The sequence below is a fragment of the Bacillus cihuensis genome (genome assembly GCF_000504145.1).
GTDB lineage: Bacteria > Bacillota > Bacilli > Bacillales > DSM-1321 > Peribacillus > Peribacillus huizhouensis.
On record NZ_AYSD01000028.1, the window covers coordinates 21,531 to 45,326 of the forward strand.

General features: G+C 37.5%; 22 protein-coding genes and 1 riboswitch. Of the genes, 3 read left to right on the top strand and 19 right to left on the bottom strand.

Annotation, left to right across the window (positions count from 1 at the left end):
* Positions 1 to 43: 43 nt before the first annotated feature.
* From V179_RS0105100 to acpS, 9 genes are all read right to left on the bottom strand, one after another.
* On the bottom strand, positions 44 to 1,054 hold the full coding sequence (locus V179_RS0105100; protein WP_028390567.1) for a PP2C family protein-serine/threonine phosphatase: 1,011 nt from the start codon (positions 1,052 to 1,054) through the stop codon (positions 44 to 46).
* A 9-nt stretch (positions 1,055 to 1,063) separates the two neighbouring features.
* The gene (locus V179_RS0105105) at positions 1,064 to 1,465 is read right to left on the bottom strand and encodes an anti-sigma regulatory factor (protein WP_028390568.1); all 402 of its coding nucleotides are present in this window, start codon (positions 1,463 to 1,465) and stop codon (positions 1,064 to 1,066) included.
* Positions 1,466 to 1,469: 4 nt separating this feature from the next.
* The gene (locus V179_RS0105110) at positions 1,470 to 1,826 is read right to left on the bottom strand and encodes an STAS domain-containing protein (RefSeq protein WP_028390569.1); all 357 of its coding nucleotides are present in this window, start codon (positions 1,824 to 1,826) and stop codon (positions 1,470 to 1,472) included.
* 2 nt (positions 1,827 to 1,828) lie between these two features.
* Positions 1,829 to 2,656, bottom strand: coding sequence for an RsbT co-antagonist protein RsbRA (locus V179_RS0105115; protein WP_028390570.1), 828 nt, complete (start codon positions 2,654 to 2,656; stop codon positions 1,829 to 1,831).
* Positions 2,657 to 3,285: 629 nt separating this feature from the next.
* Positions 3,286 to 3,636: a type II toxin-antitoxin system PemK/MazF family toxin gene (locus V179_RS0105120; protein WP_028390571.1), complete on the bottom strand. Its 351-nt coding sequence runs from the start codon at positions 3,634 to 3,636 to the stop codon at positions 3,286 to 3,288.
* A gap of 7 nt (positions 3,637 to 3,643) precedes the next feature.
* The gene (locus V179_RS0105125; protein ID WP_028390572.1) at positions 3,644 to 3,934 is read right to left on the bottom strand and encodes a CopG family ribbon-helix-helix protein; all 291 of its coding nucleotides are present in this window, start codon (positions 3,932 to 3,934) and stop codon (positions 3,644 to 3,646) included.
* A 558-nt stretch (positions 3,935 to 4,492) separates the two neighbouring features.
* The gene (alr, locus tag V179_RS0105130) at positions 4,493 to 5,650 is read right to left on the bottom strand and encodes an alanine racemase (RefSeq protein ID WP_028390573.1); all 1,158 of its coding nucleotides are present in this window, start codon (positions 5,648 to 5,650) and stop codon (positions 4,493 to 4,495) included.
* 431 nt (positions 5,651 to 6,081) lie between these two features.
* On the bottom strand, positions 6,082 to 7,089 hold the full coding sequence (locus V179_RS0105135) for a LolA family protein (protein ID WP_028390574.1): 1,008 nt from the start codon (positions 7,087 to 7,089) through the stop codon (positions 6,082 to 6,084).
* 314 nt (positions 7,090 to 7,403) lie between these two features.
* Positions 7,404 to 7,754 (bottom strand): holo-ACP synthase, encoded by a 351-nt coding sequence (gene acpS / locus V179_RS0105140; RefSeq protein WP_028390575.1) that lies wholly within the window; start codon positions 7,752 to 7,754, stop codon positions 7,404 to 7,406.
* 182 nt (positions 7,755 to 7,936) lie between these two features.
* Here acpS and V179_RS29620 point away from each other — a divergent pair, with 182 nt between their 5' ends.
* Positions 7,937 to 8,533 carry a rhomboid family intramembrane serine protease gene (locus V179_RS29620; RefSeq protein WP_084552214.1) on the top strand — a complete coding sequence of 199 codons (597 nt, stop codon included), beginning with the start codon at positions 7,937 to 7,939 and terminating at the stop codon, positions 8,531 to 8,533.
* 25 nt (positions 8,534 to 8,558) lie between these two features.
* Here the strand turns inward: V179_RS29620 and V179_RS0105150 are convergent, their stop codons facing one another.
* The 3 genes from V179_RS0105150 to V179_RS0105160 all read right to left on the bottom strand — a co-directional run bounded on the left by V179_RS0105150 (position 8,559) and on the right by V179_RS0105160 (position 12,256).
* Positions 8,559 to 10,043, bottom strand: a complete 1,485-nt coding sequence (locus V179_RS0105150) for a PH domain-containing protein (protein ID WP_028390577.1) — start codon at positions 10,041 to 10,043, stop codon at positions 8,559 to 8,561.
* The gene (locus V179_RS0105155; protein WP_028390578.1) at positions 10,036 to 10,509 is read right to left on the bottom strand and encodes a PH domain-containing protein; all 474 of its coding nucleotides are present in this window, start codon (positions 10,507 to 10,509) and stop codon (positions 10,036 to 10,038) included. Before V179_RS0105155 ends, V179_RS0105150 begins: the two co-directional genes overlap by 8 nt.
* A 250-nt stretch (positions 10,510 to 10,759) precedes the next feature.
* The gene (locus V179_RS0105160; protein ID WP_028390579.1) at positions 10,760 to 12,256 is read right to left on the bottom strand and encodes a DEAD/DEAH box helicase; all 1,497 of its coding nucleotides are present in this window, start codon (positions 12,254 to 12,256) and stop codon (positions 10,760 to 10,762) included.
* A gap of 576 nt (positions 12,257 to 12,832) precedes the next feature.
* Between V179_RS0105160 and V179_RS31945 the strand changes: the two genes are divergently transcribed.
* Positions 12,833 to 12,958 (top strand): hypothetical protein, encoded by a 126-nt coding sequence (locus tag V179_RS31945; RefSeq protein WP_268745172.1) that lies wholly within the window; start codon positions 12,833 to 12,835, stop codon positions 12,956 to 12,958.
* A 467-nt stretch (positions 12,959 to 13,425) separates the two neighbouring features.
* Here the strand turns inward: V179_RS31945 and V179_RS0105170 are convergent, their stop codons facing one another.
* The 3 genes from V179_RS0105170 to V179_RS0105180 form a co-directional block, all read right to left on the bottom strand.
* A complete protein-coding gene (locus tag V179_RS0105170; RefSeq protein ID WP_028390580.1) occupies positions 13,426 to 14,805 on the bottom strand; it encodes a UDP-N-acetylmuramoyl-tripeptide--D-alanyl-D-alanine ligase in 1,380 nt (459 codons plus the stop codon).
* A 412-nt stretch (positions 14,806 to 15,217) separates the two neighbouring features.
* Entirely contained in the window at positions 15,218 to 16,297 is a 1,080-nt protein-coding gene (locus V179_RS0105175; RefSeq protein WP_028390581.1) for a D-alanine--D-alanine ligase, read from the bottom strand.
* Between the two features lie 392 nt (positions 16,298 to 16,689).
* Positions 16,690 to 17,457, bottom strand: a complete 768-nt coding sequence (locus V179_RS0105180; RefSeq protein WP_028390582.1) for a hypothetical protein — start codon at positions 17,455 to 17,457, stop codon at positions 16,690 to 16,692.
* A 587-nt stretch (positions 17,458 to 18,044) separates the two neighbouring features.
* On the opposite strand from V179_RS0105180, the gene V179_RS0105185 reads away from it, so the two are divergent.
* The gene (locus tag V179_RS0105185) at positions 18,045 to 18,656 is read left to right on the top strand and encodes a histidine phosphatase family protein (protein ID WP_028390583.1); all 612 of its coding nucleotides are present in this window, start codon (positions 18,045 to 18,047) and stop codon (positions 18,654 to 18,656) included.
* Positions 18,657 to 18,723: 67 nt separating this feature from the next.
* Here the strand turns inward: V179_RS0105185 and V179_RS0105190 are convergent, their stop codons facing one another.
* The 4 genes from V179_RS0105190 to V179_RS27075 form a co-directional block, all read right to left on the bottom strand.
* Complete coding sequence (locus V179_RS0105190; RefSeq protein WP_028390584.1) at positions 18,724 to 19,959, bottom strand: cation:dicarboxylate symporter family transporter; 1,236 nt, start codon at positions 19,957 to 19,959, stop codon at positions 18,724 to 18,726.
* A 128-nt stretch (positions 19,960 to 20,087) separates the two neighbouring features.
* Positions 20,088 to 20,228: riboswitch (cyclic di-AMP (ydaO/yuaA leader) on the bottom strand.
* 157 nt (positions 20,229 to 20,385) lie between these two features.
* Positions 20,386 to 21,633 carry an efflux RND transporter periplasmic adaptor subunit gene (locus V179_RS0105195; protein WP_028390585.1) on the bottom strand — a complete coding sequence of 416 codons (1,248 nt, stop codon included), beginning with the start codon at positions 21,631 to 21,633 and terminating at the stop codon, positions 20,386 to 20,388.
* Positions 21,634 to 21,648: 15 nt separating this feature from the next.
* Positions 21,649 to 22,311, bottom strand: a complete 663-nt coding sequence (locus V179_RS0105200; RefSeq protein WP_028390586.1) for a hypothetical protein — start codon at positions 22,309 to 22,311, stop codon at positions 21,649 to 21,651.
* Positions 22,312 to 22,775: 464 nt separating this feature from the next.
* Positions 22,776 to 23,624, bottom strand: a complete 849-nt coding sequence (locus V179_RS27075) for a tyrosine-type recombinase/integrase (protein ID WP_051404843.1) — start codon at positions 23,622 to 23,624, stop codon at positions 22,776 to 22,778.
* Between the last annotated feature and the right edge of the window lie 172 nt (positions 23,625 to 23,796).

A 23,796-nucleotide genomic window follows, 5' to 3' on the forward strand; every position in this document is an offset into this window, starting at 1 on the left:
TTATACGAATCTCCTTCGATTTATTTACCCACTTATCATCACATTAAACATTTCTTTTTAAAATAAGTAATGTAAAATCATCACGCAGTTGAAAATGCTGCATTTTCTCAAGCTGCTTAAAGAGACGATGAACGATATCTTGTGCATGCAGGTGCATGTTCTTTTGAATAAATTTAATCAAGGATTCTCTCTCTATAAAACCTTCACTTGTACGACATTCTGTTACACCATCTGATAACAAAATAATCATATCTCCGCGCTCTACTTTTTTTTCATACTGTACATACTTCGTTTTCTTATCAACACCTAGCAATAATCCTCTTGCACTTAAATCTGTAAATTCCTTTGTAGCTGCTTCGTAATAAAAGCCAGGCTCATGGCCAGCAGCTGAATAGGAGAATAAATGTTTCTCTGGGTTATATAACCCATAAAACATCGTAATAAACATGCTGGGATCAACATTGTGTTCTACGACACGATTCAAGCTCTCTAATACGCTACTTGGATTATGCCGGTGCTCTGGTAGACTATCCATCGCATATTTAATCATTGACATACAAAGTGCTGCAGGAATTCCCTTCCCAATTACATCCGCAATGGCCACACCAATATGTTTCTTTTCATCTTGAACAAAATGGTAATAGTCACCACTCATTTGTCTTGCTGGTACACTTATTGCTCCAATTTCAAGACCATCCACATTTGGAATTGTTGTTTCAAGCAAAGTAGACTGAACATTGGCAGCAATTTTAATTTCCGATTCAAGTTCTTGCTGGATATGTCTGAGATTTTGATGTTCACGATAAGCAAAACCGTAACCCATCATGACCTCGAGTAGAAAATCGAAGGAATCTAGAACTTTCTCTGGGGTGTCTGGGTAAACATCCATAAGGATATTTTTATGTATATTAATAATTTCTTCTGGTGCAATATTATATTCAATCGATTTTTTACTTATTTTTTGCCCTTGATATAACGCTTGCTCCGTTTGATCTTGCAAATAAGTAGAGAGAGCTTCACGGTATTTATTTTTCATCTTCTCTCTGTATTCCATAATACCCTCCTAACGAAGCCATTTAATGGTTGTGATTGTCGTTCCCTTACTTGGAAACGAATCGATATCGAACTCATCCATTAAACGTTTTACTCCTGGAAGACCTGCTCCTAGCCCTCCAGAAGTTGTATACCCATCTTCCATGACTTTCCGGATATCCTGTATCCCCGGTCCCTCATCACTTGCTATGATCTTCATACCGGATTTTCCATGCTCGTACTCTTTTTCTATACAGACGCTGCCACGTCCAGCGTATAAATATATATTTCTGGCTAGTTCACTGATAGCCGTCGTAATACGTGCTTGGTCGACAGTACCAAATCCCAGCTCTTTTGCGACATTTCGCCCCAATTGGCGCGCGGCGACTATATCCCATTCATTGATAATTTTCACGCAGGATTGGAACTCCATACCATTAATCCCCCAATTCCTGTTGTAATTTCTCCAGGCCTTTCTCTAAATCTAGTGCTGTCATAACTCCTTCCAGGCTAATACCAAGCTCGATTAAGGTTATCGCAACAGCAGGCTGAATTCCGGTGATCACCACTTTTGCTCCCATCAGTTTTGACATACTTAATACATCTCCCAGTACTTTTGCGATAAAAGAATCAATAAAATCAATGGAAGTTAAATCAATTACAACACCATTCGCGCTCGTATCATGAATTTTTTGTAATAAATCTTCTTGAAAACCGAGTGCTGTAGCATCATCCAATTCCCATTGGATCGACACCAATAGGTAATCATATAGCTTTAATATTGGAATTCTCATTTTCATTCCTCCACCTTAGCAATCTTACGGTTTGTTAATTCTAAGGCAGCGTCAATTCCCTTTTTCAATGAATTCTTTGTAACGATTTCATATAAATTTATTCCTAAACTAACAATCGTTTGAGCAATTTCAGGACGAATGCCACAAATCATACATTTCGCCCCAACAAGTCGGACCGCTTCTGCCGCTTGAATAATATGATGAGCAACCATTGTGTCTACTACCGGAACACCAGTAATATCAATTAAAACGACCTCTGAACGCTGTTTAACGGCTCCAGTCAGTAAGTTTTCCATAATTTGTTTAGCCCGTTCTGTATCAATGGTCCCAACTAACGGCATGATGGTGATCCCTTCCATAACAGGGATTAGTGGTGCGGATAGTTCTTGTAGCGCTATTTTTTGAAGAGAGACTGTCCCTTCCCACGTTTGGGTGTAGGTAGAAATAATTTCCTGCTTCATAGGCGAAGTCCATTTATCTAAATCGTATATGATCTCCATTTGATTGTCTTTTGTAACCTGCCCCTTTAAGACCATTCCATTAATCACACATAGAGTAAATTTATGAATTCCTTCAATTACGAAAGAAAGCGGCCACCCTAAACGTACAACCTTCTCCGCAAATTCAGAAAGTTTGTAAGTGAACTCTTCATTGTTTCTTCTTGTGTTGGAAATAATCAAATCGATATACTCTGCGCTCGTTTGTACAAACATCTCATTGGAAATCACATTAATAAGGCGCTCATCGGCATTTTCCTTCATGAGATTCATCCATTCCTCTAGTATGTAATCACGATTTTGGGTAATAAATGTAAAAACTACTTGATTCATAATTTCCTCCCATTTTAACATACCCCCGCAGACTCTATGTCTACTTCACAGGGATGTTAAGTAAATGTAAAACAAACTTAAATGCCTCTTCTTAATACTGACAAAATATTACACATGTTTCTTTTTCCTATAAGAATAGTAATGTTCAATCGTTACATCTAATGGCTCTTTTTTATTATTTTGTTCAATAATTGAAATTTACTTAACCTTCCTTTTATGCAACCAATGAACATCATTTAAGAAGCCTCAACTTTAATAAAACCCTCTTTCAAGGAGGATTAAACCTATTTTAAGAAAATTCTTTTTTTATTTTCAATACCATTTTTTAATTATGATTTTTGTCACAATGGTGATTGGAGCGGAAGGCGTGGGACCCCTGCGTAAAAAGCGAGTCAAAGGGAGACCCAACAGGCGCACAGCCCCGAGGATCTCGGACTGCCCGCGGAGAGGCGAACCCCTTTCTTTTCAAACCAACAGGCAAGTTTAACAGAGCCATTATTTAATATCTAACTAGAAACAAAAAAAATAACGATTTCAGCAAAAAGCTAAAATCGTTACTGCACCTATCATTAGGCATAAATTATTATATAAAGACGTCCTCTTCGAAGGAAAAACCATTTTTTCACATACTAAAATTCTACTAGTCCCAGACTAATCTGTAAAGCTTCATTTACCTTATGCATCATTGGTTCATCCAGATGTGTAATTTTGTCTGTTAAACGCTGCTTATCAATTGTGCGTATCTGTTCTAAAAGGATGACCGAATCACGTTCAAATCCATATTTCTTTGCATTAATCTCCACATGTGTAGGTAGCTTAGCTTTCTGTATCTGTGCAGTAATAGCTGCTACAATCACAGTTGGACTAAAGCGATTTCCAATATCATTCTGAAGGATGAGTACCGGACGGGTTCCACCTTGTTCAGAACCTACAACCGGAGACAGGTCTGCGAAGTATACGTCACCGCGCTTAACAACAATCAAGTGCTCAGCCTCCGCTTGCTAATCGTGCAACGGAATGTTCGGCCTCATATTCTGGATACTCTGCAAGGAATGCTTCAGAAGCAAGGGTTAGATTCAAGGTGGCCATTTCAATATAACCACGTTTCATGGATTCGCGAAACTCTCTTTTTTTACGTTCACGAAGATACATTTTCGTCGCACGATAAATAAATTCACTGCGATTAACATTTTCTTCAGTTACATAACCATCTAATTCGGTTAGGAAATTTTGAGGTAATCGAATTATTATCTCTCTTGTTGCGCTGGATTCAGACACAAACATACACCTCCACCAATCACTACACACCTAATACTAATCCTTTTCAATCTTACCATTAAAATCACTATCTGCAAAGAGTATATTCTAGACTATATATTATTATCAACAAAAACCTGTAAAACTTATTCATTTTTCTAAAAATAATTCATTGGATAAGCCGATGTCAGTCATTGTGCTACAAAAGACTCCGAAAGTCCGAGCACATACAAGGTGACTGGGGACCATTTCCTCGCCTCAGAGAATCAGAGACTTCTGCATAAAGCGAAACTTCAAGTAGTAGGGGGCTCTTTTCCCCCACTGCTTGTTAGTCCGTTCTATAGTAGCTAATGTCTCCGCGTAGCGTAGATAAATCGACAGTACGAACTAAGATGAATCACTGACTAAGTGCGCCGCGTCCTCATGTCTTCGTCTATGTGACCCTCTTCAGGAGATAACTTTACCTCAACTCACACATCAGTAGTCTCATTGTATCTCAACAATCAGGCCTTTTCAGGCAGTTAATGAGGGCTAAAATAAATACACATCGACAAGTCATATTAGTTCTCCCTTTTTTATCTATTCTAATAAAGCGTTCACCGTGTGTATTATTTTACCATTTTTAATATACACCCGAGGTATTCTTGATGCAATCATACAAGTAATCTCATAATTGATCGTTTCTAACTTCTCCGCTATTTCATCAACGGTAATCTCTTGTCCATTATCCTCACCGATTAACGTTACTTCTGTATGGATTGGCGTGTTTTTAGGGACTTTAATCATGCATTGATCCATACAAATCCGACCAACTATTGGCGCTTTTTCGCCGTTTATAAGTACCTCTTGCCCTTGAAGCTTACGTATCCAGCCATCTGCATACCCTATGGGAAGCGTAGCAATCCACTCATTCTCCATAGCGGTATATGTCGCCCCATAACTAACACTCTCCCCTTTTTTCAGCTCTTTCACATTTACGATTCTTGTTTTTAATGATAAAGCTGGAGAAAGTGGATAAGGTAATAATTCTTTCATTTCAACAGAGGGCGTTAACCCGTACATAGCAATCCCCATTCTTACTGAGTTGAATGTGGCTTCTGGATATCTTAATGAAGCTGCACTATTCGAAGCATGTATCAATTGAGGTTTTGATTTTAGCCAGGAAAGCATTTTTTGAAAAACATCCAGTTGTTTATGGTAGTAGTCTTTATTTAGGCTATCTGCAGTAGAAAAGTGTGTATAAATTCCTTCGAAAACAAACCGTGAGTCTTTAAGTAGACTGCTTTCAATAGCCTCAAGCTCTACCCTACTTCTAATGCCAAGACGCCCCATTCCACTATCACATTTCACATGAACATATAAAATATCTTCATCTTGAAGATATGATTTTGCATTCTGTATCCAATCATCTTGAAAAATAGTGAGCGTAATTCGTTCCTTAGACGCAATTTTTGCACTTTCAGGTCTCGTCGCCCCTAATACAAGAATTGGTGCTAAAATTCCTTTTCTTCTTAATGCTAAGGCTTCATCTAAGAAAGCAACAGCTAAATAATCAGCACCCGCGTAAAGAGCCGTCTTCGCAACATCTACCGCACCATGGCCATAAGCATTTGCCTTAACGACGGCAAATAATTTCGTTTCCGATGATAGATGCTGCTTCAAATTTATGATATTTCTATAAATATGATCTAAATTAACTTCTGCCCATGTATCTCTATAAAACTCCTTCTTTTCCAATTGCTACCCTTCTCTCTAACCACTTCAGATCTACGGACTCACTACTGCCTATCCATCCATTTTATCCACATTAAAAGCAATAGCGCTACAATATTCTAGCACGTTCTTTCTTTTGTATATAACTAGTATAGTAAAAAAACGAAATCATGAAAAGTTTCCTTCTCGATTGCGCCAAAATTATACAGTAACTTTCATTTAAGTCAAATTGGGCAATTAAAACGTCACCCTGTTCTATAAAGGAACCATCCTGTAGCAGGTTACACCCACCAATCACAATGGAGGCGGCGCTGAGCTGGATTTTGGAGTACTTTCTTAATAAAGATTGTATATCTTACATAGTGATTGGCGGCTAAGCCCCGTCCCCATATCCTCAACATAAAAAGGTCCTCAGCACAAAGGAATAAGATCCCTTGAGCTGAGAACCGATTTCATCATTTTTCTGAAGTTCCATCAACCGTTCTCGCAATTTCCAATAATTCTTCTTTCTCCATATCTTTCGATACAAGCGTATAATCTACCCCATTATACGTCCATGTCACACTGTTTGAAGTAGCGGCGCCTACCGTAAACCCAAGATCAACCGGTTCTCCATTCACAGTCGTTGCCACAAGCGAAGTTTCTACTACTTCTGCTTTTTCTTGAATCAGTGTAAAGCTCTTGTCACCTTCATACGTAAGAATAACCCGCTTCCCATTTTCAGTTGCGATTTCCTGTTCATCACTCAGACTTGCCCCTTTAGCTTCAGTCGGATATTTAACAGCAAATACTTCATCCTTCACTTCATTCATAACAGGCACTTCTAGTTTTGCGCGTGTCATGTTCTTTTGCATATCAAACGCATCTTTATCAAACGACGCATCAAACTTCACCTTAGAAAATTCAACCGTTACAAGCGAATTATGATCCGCATCCATTACTTTCACGCTAACAGGCGATAGATCTTTTTTGTTAATAGTAATTTCTTGAAAAGGTAGCATCTTATTATTTTGATAACGTGTTTTTGTTTCAAACACGTAATGATCGTCCGTGGATGTGAATTTCGCACTTTTATCTTCAATAATATCCTTTACTAACGACTCATATAAATAAGCTTGACTACTATTTTCCGGCCATTCACTTTGAAATTTAAAGCTTTTATTTAATGCAGGCGTCAACACATACACTCCATCTTTGTTGCGTAGAATCATTTGACTTTGTTCTTTTGAGGAATTCTTCAAGCTCACCCTGTAAAAATCAGGATTTTTATGCCAGATCTCAACATCATAACTTTGAGGATCCGTACCCATTTGTAAAGTCATTTTGGCCTGGGCTTTGTATCCCTTCATTCCTTCAACCTTGTCATTTAAAGAACTGACCACATCACCTTGTGACTTTTGTCCGCAGGCAGAAAGAATGAGCAAAAGCATGATTCCTGCAAAAAGCGTTACGATCTTCTTCATCTTTTCAACCCCTTTTTGTCATTTGAACGTAAAAGGGAGAGGAAAAGGCAGGATCCAGTCATTGAGGTTATGCATATCTCGGTAGGATGATGTATGATTTCTGGTTGTTTTAACATGTCTAATTATCGCTAAACAGCTTTTATAAAAAACTGATTCGAGAGTACCTTTCCTGCAATGTACCTTTTACCGGGCCTTGTCTCCCTATAGCACTATGAATATATGAGACAACCCCGGTGAATATGACCCGTCTGATAAGAAAGGTAAAAATCATCTTCTTACTAAATCACATTTTACATTTACATCTAAGCAACCTATTATTCTTCAATGATAACTGTAGCAGCGGCATATTCACGACTATGAGTAATAGAAAGATGAGCCCGTACAGAATTTGGCCGAATAATTTCTGGCTTACCAAGTTCATTTGGTTTTACTTCAATATCTAAAAACGACAGATTTTCCCCTATCCCTGTTCCTACCGCTTTAGAAAATGCCTCTTTTGCAGCAAACCGCCCCGCAACAAATTCAACTCTTCTACGGGCACTCAGACTAACAAAAGTCTTCCGCTCCTCTTCAGTTAAAATTCTTTCAATAAATTTCGGCTGCCGTTCAAGTAGTTTTTGAATTCTTTCTAGCTCTACAATATCCATTCCAATTCCTTTAATCACTTGTAACTTCCTTTCTATCCACTACTCAAATTTTTTAAAGATTTTAAAGATGTACATAGGAATTACCATCGATTACGCCAATATATATAGTACTGCCTGTAATAATAAATCCATCTAAGACAAACTCAAATCTATCCATGTTAATAGTTTTACACACTCGAACGATTTAAGGATGGTGAACCATGTTTATACGAACAGAGAGTTTCCGGCAATATCTTTCTTATTATCCACTTGTTACGACTTTAATAGCCTTAACTATATTCCTATTTCTCTTAGACTTGTTACCCATACTACCTGAAGGTTTCTTATTTGAAAAAGGTCTAGGTATCAACTTGTATATCTCATCTGGTGAATGGTGGCGCTTGATTACACCGATATTTTTACACAGTTCATTTTCACATTTATTATTCAACTGCTTTGCACTGGCTATCTTTGGTCCTCCCCTAGAACGATTACTGGGCAGTCTTAAATTTACGTTTTTTTTTCTTATTACGGGCATTTTAGCAAATATCACTACTTTCATTCTACTGCCCCCTACTTATATCCATGTAGGTGCAAGTGGCGCAATTTTTGGCTTGCTCGGATTTTATTTATATCTTGTTCTATTCCAAAAAGATCATTTACCTAAGCAAGAGGTTAAAACGATCTATACGCTAATCTGTGTCGGTGTATTGATGACGTTTATCCAACCAAAAGTAAACATTACCGGCCATTTCTCAGGACTCCTCGCCGGCTTACTTCTGGCATCATTATTTTTCAGAAATAAACTCAAGCGTTAGCTCTTTCCATTAAAAAAGCAAAGGCCTAGCCTTCGCTTTTTTTGGATTCACTATAGGAAAACCAATCATTTATGAATTCAGCATCTTTTTGCTCTAAGTCAATGAGTTTCCCTTCCCGAGGCCCTGCACCAGATTTCACAGTAGCAGCAATCGTACATAGTTGCCTTCTTCTTTGAAAATAACTCACTCGCCGGTCAAATACTTGCAGTCGATTCTTTTGAAAAATATATGTATGTTTAGATACAACTCTAGTTCTTAATTGCAGTTGGTTTCCACTAATATTCCATCCACCTTCTCTGAATATTAAATACGCCCAGATAGCAGTAATTGGTATAAGAGTGAAAGAAGTTAATCCCCATGGCCAAAGAAACCATGATATAAAAGCAATAACGGGAATAATGATAAATAATTGCCTGATGAAATAACGGATATAGGAACGTTTGGGCAATCCCTTCATTCCGGTCTGTAACTCATATCCAGGAACGAACTGATTTATTTTTTCTTTTAGCTGTTCTTTATTGACAAGCGGAAAAAGTAAAACGTTCACTGTATCCTTATCTAATGCCGAACCACCCGCATATTCAAGATACACACTCGCATACCCGAGCGGTTGTCTAATTAAGTTCTCAGAGATTCTGATTCCTTGAATTTTTTTCAATGGAATCGTTAATTGTCTTTTTTCTAATAAGCCGCGTGAAATGATTAATTCTTCTTCTACTTTCCTGACTGTAAAATAGGCATAGATGAAGACAATTCTGGCTGTAGCAATTAAATATGCCAGTATGAAAAGCAAGAGCACCGTAAGGATTATTAAAAGCACACCCGATTGAATGAACCGTTCTGCTTCAGCCGATATTTTTTTAAAAGGAATCAATTCATCGAATTGAGCAAGAAATGCTACCGCACCAGAAAGAACAACCCCAATCCCACCTGATGTAGCTGCCATTAAAAACAACTGCGGAAAAGTTTGTTTAAACACAATAGATGCCGAATCCATCTCTTCTTCTTTGATTAATTCTTCGAAAGCGTCCGCCTCATTAACACGCTCAAAATCGAGTTTCTTTTTCCTTGCTTTCACTTCATTAAAAATGGCAACAATTTCGTTCGATTCTTGCTTTGTAATAGCAGTTAATTCTGCTTCAGGCTTTCCGTCATTAGCCCCAGCTGTTTCTACTTTAAGCTGAACAAGACCAAATATTCTTTGCACGATTCCTTCTGAAACATCAATACTATGTATCCGTTCAAAACGAATATATCGTTTTTTTCTTATAAACACACCCGATTCAATTCTAAGTTCACCATCTTCTACCCAATACGTAAGCTTAAGCCATGAAAGAAAAGAACGAATGATGAGAAAAAAGCAGATCACGCCAAAAATAATAAACTGGATACTTTTACCGCTACTACTCCCTAAAAATAAGAGGACAATTAACGGAATAATTGCTTCCTTCAACGTCTGCAAAATACTAGACAAAACAGCAACTGGGTGAAGTCGTTTAGGCTCAAACATCATCTTCCTCCACGCTGGCCATTTTTGATATATAAAAGCGCAGCTCATCAGCTTCTGGAAGTTCCAAAGCTGGTATCTCATGGGTCGTTGCGGCAGTAGAAATTTCTACAGAAGCTAATTGATATTTTCGTAACAGCGGTCCTTGGTTCGTCTCTACATGCTGAACCCTAATCATAGGCACCAAGGTCCTTTTAATAATAAATAAACCACTTTGGATTTCTATCTCTTTCTCCCGAACTTCGTATCGCCAACGCTTCCATTTCATTGACGGAAAAAGAAAGACAGATATGTAAGTCACAACTATGGAGATTATTCCAGCTGCTCCTATCGCCCAATATGACCAATCAAAAAGAATAGTTACAACTAGTACCGCAATAGTGATGATCCAACAAATCGCAGCACGTATTATGCCGCTAACACGCCAAACTTTTAGCGCTTTATTTGAAATCCGGTTTCTAGGCTCCACTCTACCGCTCCTTTCTAAATACCTATAAAGTGAAACTTCAATCAGTGGAAGTCTTGCTGCCCATTTATGTAGGATAAAATCCTATTTTAAGTATACTATATAAAATATTTCCAGAATATAAAAAAGAGGAGGCCCCACAAGGTTCTGGCCTCACACTATATACAGCTCATCGTGTTACATACACAGTTTAACTGTAAATAGTTATTGTGGGCTCCGACCTTTAGTTTGGGACATCCTCATTTACAACATATTATTTATTTAGTTTTTCTCTTTTGTTATAGCTGCTATTGCTACGGTTAGTGCTTCCGCTAGGTTTACGACTATCTCTGCGTTTAGCACCACTATAATCTTTTCTGCCTGTTGAAGGTCCGCGACCATTACGTTGTCTTCCATTAGATCCAGACTTATTATATCCGCCACGTTTCATTGGAAGTGGTGCTTCATCTGTCAATTTTACAGGCGTTGCATCCGGTTCTTTAGTTAGTGATTTTAATGCTGCTGCAACAAGATCAGTTGCACTGTATTTTTGAAGCATCTCTTCAGCTTGACCTAGGTATAGAGACAAGTCTTCATTTTCTACAGTGTTCACAATTCTTTCAGTAACTGCTTTTTGTTGACCTTCCAACGCTTCAGTTAACGTAGGAGTTTTCATCTTCACCATACGTTTTTTCGTTGTATGCTCAACCGCAGCCAATTGACCTCGTTCTCTCGGTGTCACAAATGTTACTGCCTCACCATGTTTTCCTGCACGTCCAGTACGTCCAATACGGTGGACATAACTTTCTGGATCTTGAGGAATGTCAAAGTTATAAACATGTGTGACGCCTGAAATATCAAGTCCGCGTGCCGCTACGTCTGTTGCAACTAGTACATCAATGCTACCTTCTTTAAACTTCTTAAGAACAGACAAACGTTTCGCCTGGCTTAAGTCACCGTGAATACCTTCAGCAGAATATCCGCGGATATTCAATGCAGACGAAAGCTCATCAACACGACGTTTTGTACGACCGAATACGATAGCAAGCTCTGGCGTTTGGATATCTAATAAACGAGCTAATGTATCAAATTTTTCATTTTCTCTTAATTCGATATAATATTGGTCAATAAGAGAAACTGTCATTTCTTTTGCTTTAACACGCACAAGAGTTGGGTCTTTCATGAAACGTTCTGCAATTTTACGAATTGGATCTGGCATTGTAGCTGAGAATAACAGAGTTTGTCTTTCACCTGGTACATTCGAAAGAATTGACTCGATATCCTCAATAAAGCCCATGTTCAACATTTCATCCGCTTCATCCAATACGACTGTATGAACGTTGCCCAATTTAATATTTTTACGTTTAATATGATCTAATAAACGCCCAGGTGTACCCACGACAATATGTGGCTTTTTCTTTAATGCACGAATTTGACGATCAATATCTTGTCCGCCGTAAACCGCCATTACTCGAGTACGTTTCCCGTATCCAAGCTTGAATAATTCTTCAGAGACTTGAATAGCAAGCTCACGTGTTGGCGCGATAACGATTCCTTGTACGTTATCATCTTTAAGATCAATATTCTCAATTAACGGGATACCAAAAGCGGCAGTTTTACCTGTTCCAGTTTGAGCTTGACCAATAATGTCTTTCCCTTCTAATGCCAAAGGAATGGTTTGTGCTTGAATCGGACTTGCTTCTTCAAACCCCATTCTCTCAATTGATTTCATAGAAGTTCTGTCTAAACCTAATTCACTAAATAATGTCAAAATATTCGTACTCCTTTTTAATTCATATATTTATCGACACGAAAAAATGGCTTGTGTCGTCTGAATTGTGTCAGTAGTTGATCACAATTCACCAACTAACAGCTGGTTCTTGTTTATTATTTATCGCTTAAGAAAAGTTTTCTCAATGATCACCTAAAATACTTGCATTTTTTAAATCCGAACCCCATTATTATGAATAAAAAAGTCCCGAACAAAAGTCAAACCTTTTGCAAATACTGGCCTGGCGTAGGTTTTGGGAAATCTTTTTACAAAACATGTAACAAGAATGAAATTCAAAAATGGAAAGATCAAAGTAGCATACAAAATCGCATGTTTATTCAGGTGAGGGCTGCTGCATCTTATTTTCCTATGAGACAGAAGCCTACATAAAGAAAATCTGCTTTAGAATTCAAGGTGAAATCTAAAGGCAAAGCTGCAATTATGCCATAGGCTATGAATTGCTCTCATATAATTACCCAAAATGATTACATTTCAAATCCTACAGAATAAAACAAAACTTGACTTAAGCCAAGCTTCCCATAAAAAACAGGCCCTTATGCGTTTGGGGAATGCGGAGTGGAAAGGAACCACAAGGATCATTTCTGGCAAGAGGATTGGGAGATAGTCGATATCTCACATCTATCATGTCATGAGCTTATGGAGCCAACTGCAGACAGCTGGACCTTCCTATTAGCAACTTAAGCTGCCAAGAGAGGCAGCTTTTTATATTATTCAAGACGCGTGGCCTATTTAATCTGAAAGTACAAGATCTTCACCAAGTGAAGAATGAAATAACATTTGTTTCTTAAAGAAACGATAAATAATCTTTGGATTAATTATAGTATATACCATATTCACCTTCCAAAGACATTTAAACTCATAAAATATGTTACCATTTTCAGGTCATTATTGCAATAAAGGAATCTGAAACTCAAATGAAATAGGTCATTAATATCCAAATAATACATAACTTTGTCCATGTTAAAACACGCCCGTTAACTCTTAACTTAAGTGAGTTTATTCGTCAGATACCCAATTCATCATTTAAATCAAAGGGCCAAAAAGAAGGGTCATACCCCGCAACAACTAAATAAAGTATAAGAAACGTGTATGATTCTTTACATACTGATTTAGAGTGCGAGGTCAGACCCTTATGAGAAATCCCTTATTTAATTTTGTAGAGCTTGAACGATTTCTTCTAGCTTCATCCCTCTTGAGGCTTTTACTAAGATTAAATCATTTAGCGACGTACGCTCTTTTAAATCAGTAATTAATGCGGTTTTATCTTCATACGAAAACACACGGTCTACAGGGAAAGATTTACGAGCTCCTTCAGCTATAAAATGACCAAGTGAACCATATGTAAAGACTGCATTAATTTTGTCTGGCTGAATGATTTTACCAATATTTACATGGAACTCTTTTTCTTGATTTCCCAGTTCTAACATATCACCAAGGACTAGGTATTTACTTTGAAACCCTTCTAGAGTTTCTACCAGCTCAATCGCAGCCTTCATTGAAGTTGGACTTGCATTATAAGCGTCATTAATGATTTTCTGCCCTTTTGCTCCTGCAACCAATTCCATTCTCATGTTGGTTAATCGGACCGATTCAAACCCATTTCTTATATGAGTATCATTTACGCGCAATAGCTTGGCTACAAGCATGGCGGCTAACGCATTTTGTACATTATGAACCCCAAGAACCGGAATTGTATACGGTTCCCTAAAATCCCCATTTATTTCAAAAGAAGTACTATTATCGGTTTGAGTAATCGAGATTGGATACAGGTCGTTTTTGTCTTCTCTTCCAAAAGATACAACGTGGAGATTCGTTAAGTCCCGTTCAATTCGATCCCGTAATAACGGTTCATCCCCATGATAAATTAGCGTTCCACCCGCTTTAAGACCTGCAACGATCTCGAGTTTAGCATTCGCAATTTCTTCTCTTGAACCAAGATCCAATAAATGTGACTCCCCAATGTTCGTAATAATAGCCAAGTCTGGTTCGGCGAGTTTGGAAAGAAATTCAATTTCACCACGACTGCTCATACCCATTTCTAAAACGGCCACCTCTGTGTCTTCATCCATTCCTAAAATAGTTAATGGAAGTCCAAGATGGTTATTAAAGTTTCCGCTCGTTTTATGAACGCGGTACATTGTTTGCAATAAAGCTGCTACCATATCTTTCGTGGTAGTTTTTCCATTACTCCCTGTAATGCCAATTACTTTACAATTGAGTTGCTTTCGATATGCCTTCGCTAAATCTTGTAATGCTTTTTCTGTATTCTCTACCATGATACATGGAAGTCCTGCTGGTGGCTCTCCCGCATCCTTTTGCCAAAAAGAAGCAGCTGCTCCCTGTGAAATGGCTTTTTCTACAAATTGATGTCCATCAACCTGTTCTCCACGAAGGGGGATGAACAAGTTGTTAGGCTCAATATGTCTAGAATCAATTGAAACTCCTGCCGCTATAATAGATTCAAAATCTGTAATGTTATTCAATCCACCGACCATTTCATGGATTTGCTTTAACGTTTTTTTTAACATCTTGTTCCTCCTAGGATTTTAGAAAATTGCGGCTTATCCCTTAATATCAAACTAGTTCAGTATGGAAAATGAATAACCCAAGAGAGTTTTCACCACTCACTATATACAGCTTTATTGTGACATGTATACGTCATATAACGATATATAGGAGATTGAGGGTCTGACCCTTGTTATGAGACAGACCCTTTCCACTTTTTATTTTAGGCTCTGTTAAACTTGCCTGATGATTGAAACGAAGGGCGTTCACTTTCCTCGGGCGGTCCGGAAGCCTCCTCGGCGCTGTGCGACTGTGTGAACTCCCTTTGGCTCGCTTTTCTAAGCAGGAGTCTCACTCCTTTCGCTCCAATCAACATAGTGCCAAGATCAACAACGAGGTTTAACATAGCCTTATTTTAAATTGCTGGGCAGTCCATCAAAAGCTATATTTAATCTTCTGCTTTTCTTCATAACGTTCTTGCGCCAAACTTACTAATGTCTCGATTAATTGAGGATAGTCTACTCCTGTATGTTTCCATAATAAAGGGAACATGCTAAACGGAGTAAAGCCAGGCATTGTATTTACTTCATTAATATACATCTTTCCTTCTTTTGTTAAGAAAAAGTCAGCGCGAACTAATCCAGAACAATCAAGTGATTTGAAAGCGGAAATAGCCATTTCATTTAAAGACTGATAGTTATCTTCAGATATATCAGCTGGAATGACCATCGCAGTATCACCATCTTCATATTTTGCTTTATAATCATAAAAATCTTTTTTCGCAATAATTTCGCCAGCTACCGAACACTTAGGATGATCATTGCCAAGAACGCCAAGTTCAATTTCACGGGCAACGACCCCTTCTTCAACAATGATTTTCCGATCGAATTGGAATGCCTCAACAAACGCTGTTTCAAGTTCTTCCCTGTTGACACATTTGCTAATTCCAACGCTCGATCCAAGGTTAGCCGGCTTAACAAAGCATGGATAGCCTAGTTCTGCTTCAATCTTATCATAAGCACTGGCTTTATCTTTTTCCCACTCAGAACGAATAAACCACGTATATTTAACTTGAGGGAGACCTGCTTGAGCAAAAATATTCTTCATGATTACTTTGTCCATGCCTGCAGATGAGGCAAGAACTCCATTTCCTACATAAGGTAAATTTAATAATTCTAGCAACCCTTGAACAGTACCATCTTCTCCATTCGGACCATGAAGAAGCGGGAATAGACAGTCGAATCCTTCATCTCCATCCTCCTTGGAAACTTGCCCAGCTGACTGCATCGCGAAAGGTGACATGCTAGCTTCAGCAGATAATGTAAGACTTTTCACATTCTCAACTGGTCCGGTCAACTGTGGTCCCTTTACCCAAGACCCTTCTTTCGTTATGTATATCGGGTATATATCAAATTTCTCTAAATCTAATGCTTTAATGACCGCTAAAGCTGTTTGTAGTGAAACATCATGTTCAGCTGACTTCCCGCCATAAAGCAGTCCAAGTTTTGTTTTCATTTTCATTAAACCTCCATCACTCATTTCACTTTATTATTGTAACACCTTACTCTTCAGTTAAAAACGAAAAAGAAGCGCCGATTGATAACTTACCTAAACATACCAATAATTCTATCGTATATTCCTTACATCTTATGTGGCAATAGCACGGACTACACCTTGGATTATCATGTTTTACTTAAATAGCTAACATAAAGTGAATATAACTAGAGGGGACTTCTTCATCTCCTACCTATGCTTCTTCGATTCCTCTGAGTCATAAACGAGGGGCTTGACTTTCCGTTAATGCGGAAAAAAAAGGAGACTGACCAAAAGCTAGGTCATTCTCACTCTATCCATTTATCAGAATGAAAATCATCAATCACGAAATGTTCACTTGCAAATAAGATAGTTTAGTTCAGAATAACGCTCCATTCTTTAGTCTTTCGATGTAAAACAATCAAGGCTTTTGGCCGTTTATTTTTCAAGTCATTAAATCCGTCCATCATATCATCCATATTAATATAGTCCCCAATAATCCAACCTGGAATTTCTATTTTTGTCCTAGAATGCTGAACATCCTGGAAGGAAAAAACAACGCCCTCAGAGGTTAACGGGATGATTCTTTGAAGCACTTCAAAAGGAATTTCTGGATACTCCCTTTTTTTCTTTAAACCTAACCAGTTTCTTTCAAGCCGTAATGACTCCAGTTTCAGCATAAGTAAATTACCAAAAACTTGAGTTAACACATCATGGTTTCGAAAATAAACCTTATTAAACCATCCGTCATCATGCGCGAGATAAACAAATTGATTATTCAGTTTTCCAAAAAACGGTGGTCGTAAGTGTGTCTTGCAATGACCAATATACAAAAGTTCGGCAATTTCTTGACCATTTAATTCATCAAGTCCTGCTTCTTCTTCAAAATCAATCCAACAAAAATCACCATACCCATATACATTATCTTTCAGGAGCTTTTCAACATCTTCATTCGGAACAAAATCCAATAGTGTATTCCTATTAAATTCTCCATCATCGTATCCATGTTTCAATAATAAAAGGTTAGGTAAAGGCCCTTCATAAGAGTAAACAAATTCCCGAAACGTCACGCCAGAGAAAATTGCAAATCGCTCAGCAGGCTGCAGGTGTATATATAAAACGTCTCTAATCTCATTTTTCATGATACCAATACCCTCCGCAACAGTTACTGATGATAAATTGAAACTTCAAAGAGTCAGAGTTCACATCTCCCACTGATTGTTAGTCCCGGTCTAGTGTCGCTAAACCTCCGCGCAACGTAGATAAAGCAACAAGATTAACTAAGGTTCAATGAGTCACAGACTAAGTACACCGCGTCCTTTGGTCTATCGTCTGTGGGAGCAAACTTGACCTCTGCGTAACTCACGGTAAGTTTCACTGTTTCTCACCAATTGAGCATTTACGGGCAGTTGATCTCCTACTTGTATTCCCTGAAAGTCATGAAGTGGCAGGCATACTGTTCATAAATGCGGGATAAAACTTAAACTGGCGAAACTATCATCTATTATCACTATAATCATTTTACCAAATCATTTGAAATAATGTGACAAAACCTCCAAGTTATTCATAACCTCCATTTCACTATTCACTATAATACTCTTTGTCCTGCCCATACATTCCCACTCATAGTCAATATTGTTACACTGTATAGATCATGTCTTTTGATTTATTCAGAGAATTTATCAATAATAGATTGGAGAAATATACTAAAAAAAGTAAGGAGACTATTATGGTTACCATTTATTTAGTTCGTCATGGTCAAACCGAATGGAATGTTACAGGAAAGATGCAAGGCTGGGGAAATGGAGAATTGACCGAATCTGGTATCCGTGATGCACTTTCACTAGGGAATAGACTTCAGGATATTCCAATTGATGTGATCTATTCGAGTACAAGCAAACGAGCCTACCAGACAGCTGAGTTAATTGCTGGTGAACGTACTGTCCCAATTATTAAAGATGATCGATTACGAGAAATGTCCTTTGGCGATTGGGAGGGGCGCCTCAGAGAAGAAATTGAGAAAGAATTTTCTGCTGAATACAAAGCTTTTTGGGAAACACCGCATTTATATGAACGAAACAGCGGAGAACTATTCACAGATGTATGGAAACGTGCTGAAGAGATGTATAAGGATATCATTGCTAGCCATCCATCAGAAACTGTTTTGATAGTTTCACATTCAATTTTTCTAAGAATACTTACAGCTTATTTAAGAAAATTATCTCTTGATAAGCTTTTTACCCAAACCTATATTGGAAATGCCAGTTTAACGAAAATTCAAGTTACCGATGGAATCCCTGAATTTATTTTCGAGGGCGATCGCTCTCATTGTGAAGAGTAAATAAAAGATTTAATAGCAAAAAGACAGCTATTGGATTTCACTCCTTAAGCTGTCTTTTTTTCAAAAGTTATGAAGCTTTTTCAGGGTTGAAGTTACCTTCCCATTTAGAGATAACAATAGCAGCAAGAGAGTTCCCAATAACATTTACCACCGTACGGCCCATATCAAGAATACGGTCGATTCCGGCTATAAATGCCAACCCTTCGATAGGAATTCCAACTGTACCTAGTGTAGCTAATAATACAACGAAGGAAACCCCTGGTACACCAGCAATACCTTTAGATGTCACCATTAATACTAACATTAACGAAATTTGATCAGCAATGCTCATATCAATGCCATACATTTGAGCAATGAAAATTGCAGCTAACGCTTGATACAGAGTAGAACCATCAAGGTTAAAGGAGTAACCAGTCGGTATGACAAAAGAAGCAATATGCTTAGGACATCCCGCATCTTCAACCTTTTCCATAATTTTCGGAAGTACGGCTTCAGAGCTTGCTGTAGAAAATGCTAATATAAGCTCCTCTTTGAGTAGTTTTATTAATTTAAAAAGACTATAACCAGCTAGTTTCGCAATGATTCCCAAAATAACAACCACAAAGAAAATCATTGTTCCGTATACGGAAATCACCAATTTACCTAGAGGTATAAGAGATTGTAATCCAAACTTAGCAACAGTGACTCCAATCAAGGCAAACACGCCGAAAGGAGCAAATTTCATAATTTGGTTAGTTACATAGAACATCGCATCTGCTGTTCCTTGAAAGAATGCCAATACCGGCTTCCCTCTTTCTCCGATCGCACTAATCCCAAGACCAAATGCAAGAGAAAAGAAAATAATGGCTAGCATGTCACCTTGAGCAACTGCAGCAATTGGATTCGTTGGTACAATATTCACAATCGTATCGATTATTGATTCGCTTTCCTTTGCCTCTGCTGTATCAACATAACTGCCGATATCTGTTTGGTTAAGCTCCCCCATATTCACGCCAGCGCCTGGCTGTATAATATTAGCAGCAATAATACCTACTATAATCGCGATTGTCGTTACGATTTCAAAGTACAAAATCGTCTTACCGCCAATTTTCCCTAGCTGTTTAATATCACCGACACCTGCAACCGCAACAATAATACTTGCTACAACAATCGGTACAACAATCATTTTAATTAAACGAAGAAATATATCGCCAATCGGTTGTAAATAAGATGCAATCGTTGGACTACCATAAAAGATAGCTCCCACGATAATCCCTAGAATTAGACCAATTAATATTTGGCCGGCTAAACTTATTTTTTTCATCTAACATCCTCACCTTCTGTATATTCTTTGCTAAAAAGCAAGTGTCTCGGCAAGGGAAACAACATAGAAGCTTTCACACAATAAAAAAAGACACAATAGGTGTCTTTTTCGCGTGAACAAATAACATTTTGTTCCCTCTAAGACGCTGACGAGGTTAGCTGTCGGGTTAGGACCTGGAAACACATGCCCTTTCATAAGAATTCACCCCAAGCGGTACAGGACCACGAAATTGGTTCCCCCGTTCTTTTAAGATTAAGCGGAAATTACATTATAATAAAATATTATATTAAAAACACTAAACTGTAAATATTTTTTATTATACTTCGGAAAGGAAAATAACTCTAGAATAGTCACGCACACGTTTTTTCATTTTATTTTCACCCTCCAAAAAGGCATACACTTTAAATAGCTTGAACTTTAGTTCAATTATTTTTCTAACAAACCTATTAAAATGAAACGAAGTTTTTGACGTTTGGATAGCTCATTATATGCCGAAATTTTTACTTTTCCAGCTTGAAGGGGCGTGATAAATGCAGACTTGTTATAAGGCAAGCTTTTCGCATCACTTATAATAATAGCCCCCAATTCTATTCCATCTTTCACTTCCTGAATACCAGCAAATTCAAGACCAGTTGCGATCACTTCCTTTGTAACCGTACCGTTCCCATTCAATCTGTAGACAGATGGCTTTTTATCTAAATCAATCGCTGTTTTCGGCAAAGATGGTACACCCTTCGCTTCCGCAGTCACCACAGATACTCTCACTTTGGAACCAATTATTAAAGATTGTGGATCTTCTTTCATAGTTGCTTGAAAAGCATATTTACTTCGAGTTCCAACAGAAGCTTCAGTTTCTGGAAATGGCTGAATTACGGATATTAATCCTTTAATTTTCTCTTTTTCATCCTTCTGTTTAGCAATAATTTTCATGCCAGGTTCTGTTTTTTTCACTTGTTGCTCATTAAAAAAACCTTCAATTGCTAACGTATTTGAAGCAATTGTTACAATTGGAGAGCCTAATTGTTTATTGACCTTCTTCACAATTCCTTCTGTTTCACTTGCCGTCATTGCTGTATCGCCATGTTCATCCAGATAGTTTAATTGACTTTCAAAAGCTTTGATTTTCTCTTCTAGCTTCTTCTTCTCTAATTCCTGTTTATAGATTTCTTGTTGAATCGAACTTACGATTAATGTAGATGAATCATATTCATTTAAGAGAAATCCAGCCTCTTTAAATGCATCTCTTTCTTTAGCAGATGGAGCATCTGGAATGGTTTCCTGATAGCTAGATAGCTCTTCAATATACTCTTCAATCCCCTCTATTTCTCCCTCATAGCGACTCTTCTCCGTTTCAAGCTCGTCCTTAACCTGATCTAGTTTAGGCGTTATGTATTCAAATAAAGGTGTACCTGACGTAACCTCGTCTCCTTCCTTTACAAGAAATTTTTGAAATTCTTTATCTTGATCATTGAAATAATAATTGTACTCTTCTAATGGTTTAATCACCGCATCTGTTTCAAATCTTTCTATGATATCGACTTTCTTAACTTCAGTCCAATTCCGAGCTAATAATGTCCGAGTCACCTTACTATCTTTTTTCTCAATTAAAAAAAGATTCAAAGCAACGAAACCCGAAGCAAGCACAGCTAGTGTACCTACTTTCCATTTTTTCATACCGTACTGCCTCCCTTATAAAAACACACGAACATCGATGTAAGCCAAAAACGCTGCTACAAAATAAGATGCCAAGTAAAACACACAAATCAGAATGAGTGGGATGTATTTATTTTTATCAGTAAGCTTTTGTAAATAGAAATAGTTGACGCATATAATTGCCAGCTGAAATATACTGATTTCTCCAAAGAAGTGAATAAAATATTCATTAGAGATACTATACTGACTAATCACTCCTAATGAAAACGGATTAGCACTTTGGTTTAAGTTCATCAACAAAAGAAACGGTAAATACACTACCTTTTCTAACAAGTGCAATACAAAGGCAATCATCTGTACAACTGCAACTTTTTTAAATGGAATATCTAAAACGGCCCAAAAAACAACTGCAGTCACCAACACATAAAAGGTTGGATACAAAATGCTCGCCACTAACTTTCCAGCTATCACTAGAAGTTTACCTGTTTCATATTCACTTTCTCCTAGCTTAGTTATTTCTTTTGACATGGATTCTGATCCTATTCCAAAATTGGCTCCCAAAAGAAAGATAAGAGCACTGCATACATACAATATTACAAGCCTACTGCCGAAACGAGTTATTCCTTCTGCTTGTTCTAATTGATATCTGTTTGTTCTAGGCTGTAACAAGCCCTTTAATAATTGAACTTGATAGGTCATATTCGCTCCCCTTGCTAAAGTAAAATCTATTTATCTACTATTCTATCTCAATTTGGAAGATATTGAGGAATAATGACAAAAAGTGAAGATTAATACACCTAATTATAATACTTACTTCCTCCCAGAACTATTATTCAATTAGATTTTAACTATTTTTTACCCATATACAGATAAAGTGAAACTTCTAACAGTGGTTTTTTCATCCTCCACCGATGGAAGTTTCACTTTATAGTCAATATTATAAGGGAAACAAAGAAGTTCCAAACTTAATCGAGAAACACTATAGGTTAGTCGGTCCAAGTAATGCATAAACAAATACTTTATTGGCAATGTTGCAAAAAATCCATCCATGGCAGCCTCTTCATTTAACATCCCTTAGAATTATTACTAATTCATTTAATAGCCCAGCCTCAAATTCTTTTTTTAAGATGACTCTATCCAGTTAATAATCCCTCACAACCTTTTTAAGAAAAGGCCTGGTCAATCGCCTGTCCGAAATCAACATCCTTATTCTTCACATATCGTTTTGTCATATTTAAATCCTTATGACCCGCCAACTTTGATACAGTTTGTAACTCTACCCCGTTATCAATCAGTTGCTGACAGAAAGTATGGCGGAGCTTATGAGGATTAACATGGTACTTTTTTAACATATATTGCACAGAACGTGGAGTGATTCGCTGCCCATAGCTGGATAAAAAAAGCGGTCCTCTAGGATCTTCATGTGCGCCTAAAAAATAAGCTAAATGCTGAATTGCTTCTTGTGATAGCGGTACAGTTCTGTCTACTTCATTCTTTGAATTACGAATGACTATCGCTTTCTTTTCATCCTTCTCCACAAGATCACTACCATTTAAATCACATAATTCAGAAACCCGAATGCCTGTATGTAGCATAATATACACCATCGCCGTGTTCCTCAAATTCCCATCTGCTTCCACATCTTTTAATAAGGTCTTTTGTTCCTGCAACGTCAACACTTCAGGAATATCGTTCTTTTGATCATTCATTTTCCGGCCTATATTCATCATCAAAGATGACTGACCAAGATATTTACAATACACATTCAAGGCCATATAATGTTTCTCTATTGTTCCAGCGCTTCGTTGGTTATTTTCTAGATGATTAAGATAAGCCTGAATACTCTCTTCGTTCAGGTGACCTTCAAAATTCTTTTCTGCCCACTCAAAAAATTGGGCTAGTACCCCCGAATAAGTCTTAATTGTATTATCTGATTTCTTTTGTTTTTTCAACCACTCGGTAAAGGAGTGAAATGTCGTTTCTTGGTCAAATGCTTCATTATGACGTTCCAACGTAAATTCCTCCAGTGAAAATTCAGAAGTTTAACTAATTTTAACACAAGTTCATATTTAATACGAAATCAGTCCACCAACAATTAACTTCTTTCTTCTTATACCAATAATAATCACCTTAACATTAATTAGTTTTACTCCAAGTATAGAAAAAAAGACCAGCTATAAATAG

What these genes read in the sequence shown, in the direction of transcription:
- V179_RS0105200 (WP_028390586.1), bottom strand. Translation starts at nt 22,311, where the DNA reads ATGACCTATCAAGTTCAATTATTAAAGGGCTTGTTACAGCCTAGAACA.
- V179_RS0105100 (WP_028390567.1), bottom strand. Translation starts at nt 1,054, where the DNA reads ATGGAATACAGAGAGAAGATGAAAAATAAATACCGTGAAGCTCTCTCT.
- V179_RS0105195 (WP_028390585.1), bottom strand. Translation starts at nt 21,633, where the DNA reads ATGAAAAAATGGAAAGTAGGTACACTAGCTGTGCTTGCTTCGGGTTTC.
- V179_RS0105115 (WP_028390570.1), bottom strand. Translation starts at nt 2,656, where the DNA reads ATGAATCAAGTAGTTTTTACATTTATTACCCAAAATCGTGATTACATA.
- V179_RS0105180 (WP_028390582.1), bottom strand. Translation starts at nt 17,457, where the DNA reads ATGAAAAATGAGATTAGAGACGTTTTATATATACACCTGCAGCCTGCT.
- V179_RS29620 (WP_084552214.1), top strand. Translation starts at nt 7,937, where the DNA reads ATGTTTATACGAACAGAGAGTTTCCGGCAATATCTTTCTTATTATCCA.
- V179_RS0105175 (WP_028390581.1), bottom strand. Translation starts at nt 16,297, where the DNA reads ATGAAAACAAAACTTGGACTGCTTTATGGCGGGAAGTCAGCTGAACAT.
- V179_RS0105185 (WP_028390583.1), top strand. Translation starts at nt 18,045, where the DNA reads ATGGTTACCATTTATTTAGTTCGTCATGGTCAAACCGAATGGAATGTT.
- V179_RS0105170 (WP_028390580.1), bottom strand. Translation starts at nt 14,805, where the DNA reads ATGTTAAAAAAAACGTTAAAGCAAATCCATGAAATGGTCGGTGGATTG.
- V179_RS0105150 (WP_028390577.1), bottom strand. Translation starts at nt 10,043, where the DNA reads ATGTTTGAGCCTAAACGACTTCACCCAGTTGCTGTTTTGTCTAGTATT.
- V179_RS0105105 (WP_028390568.1), bottom strand. Translation starts at nt 1,465, where the DNA reads ATGGAGTTCCAATCCTGCGTGAAAATTATCAATGAATGGGATATAGTC.
- V179_RS0105110 (WP_028390569.1), bottom strand. Translation starts at nt 1,826, where the DNA reads ATGAGAATTCCAATATTAAAGCTATATGATTACCTATTGGTGTCGATC.
- V179_RS0105135 (WP_028390574.1), bottom strand. Translation starts at nt 7,089, where the DNA reads ATGAAGAAGATCGTAACGCTTTTTGCAGGAATCATGCTTTTGCTCATT.
- V179_RS0105190 (WP_028390584.1), bottom strand. Translation starts at nt 19,959, where the DNA reads ATGAAAAAAATAAGTTTAGCCGGCCAAATATTAATTGGTCTAATTCTA.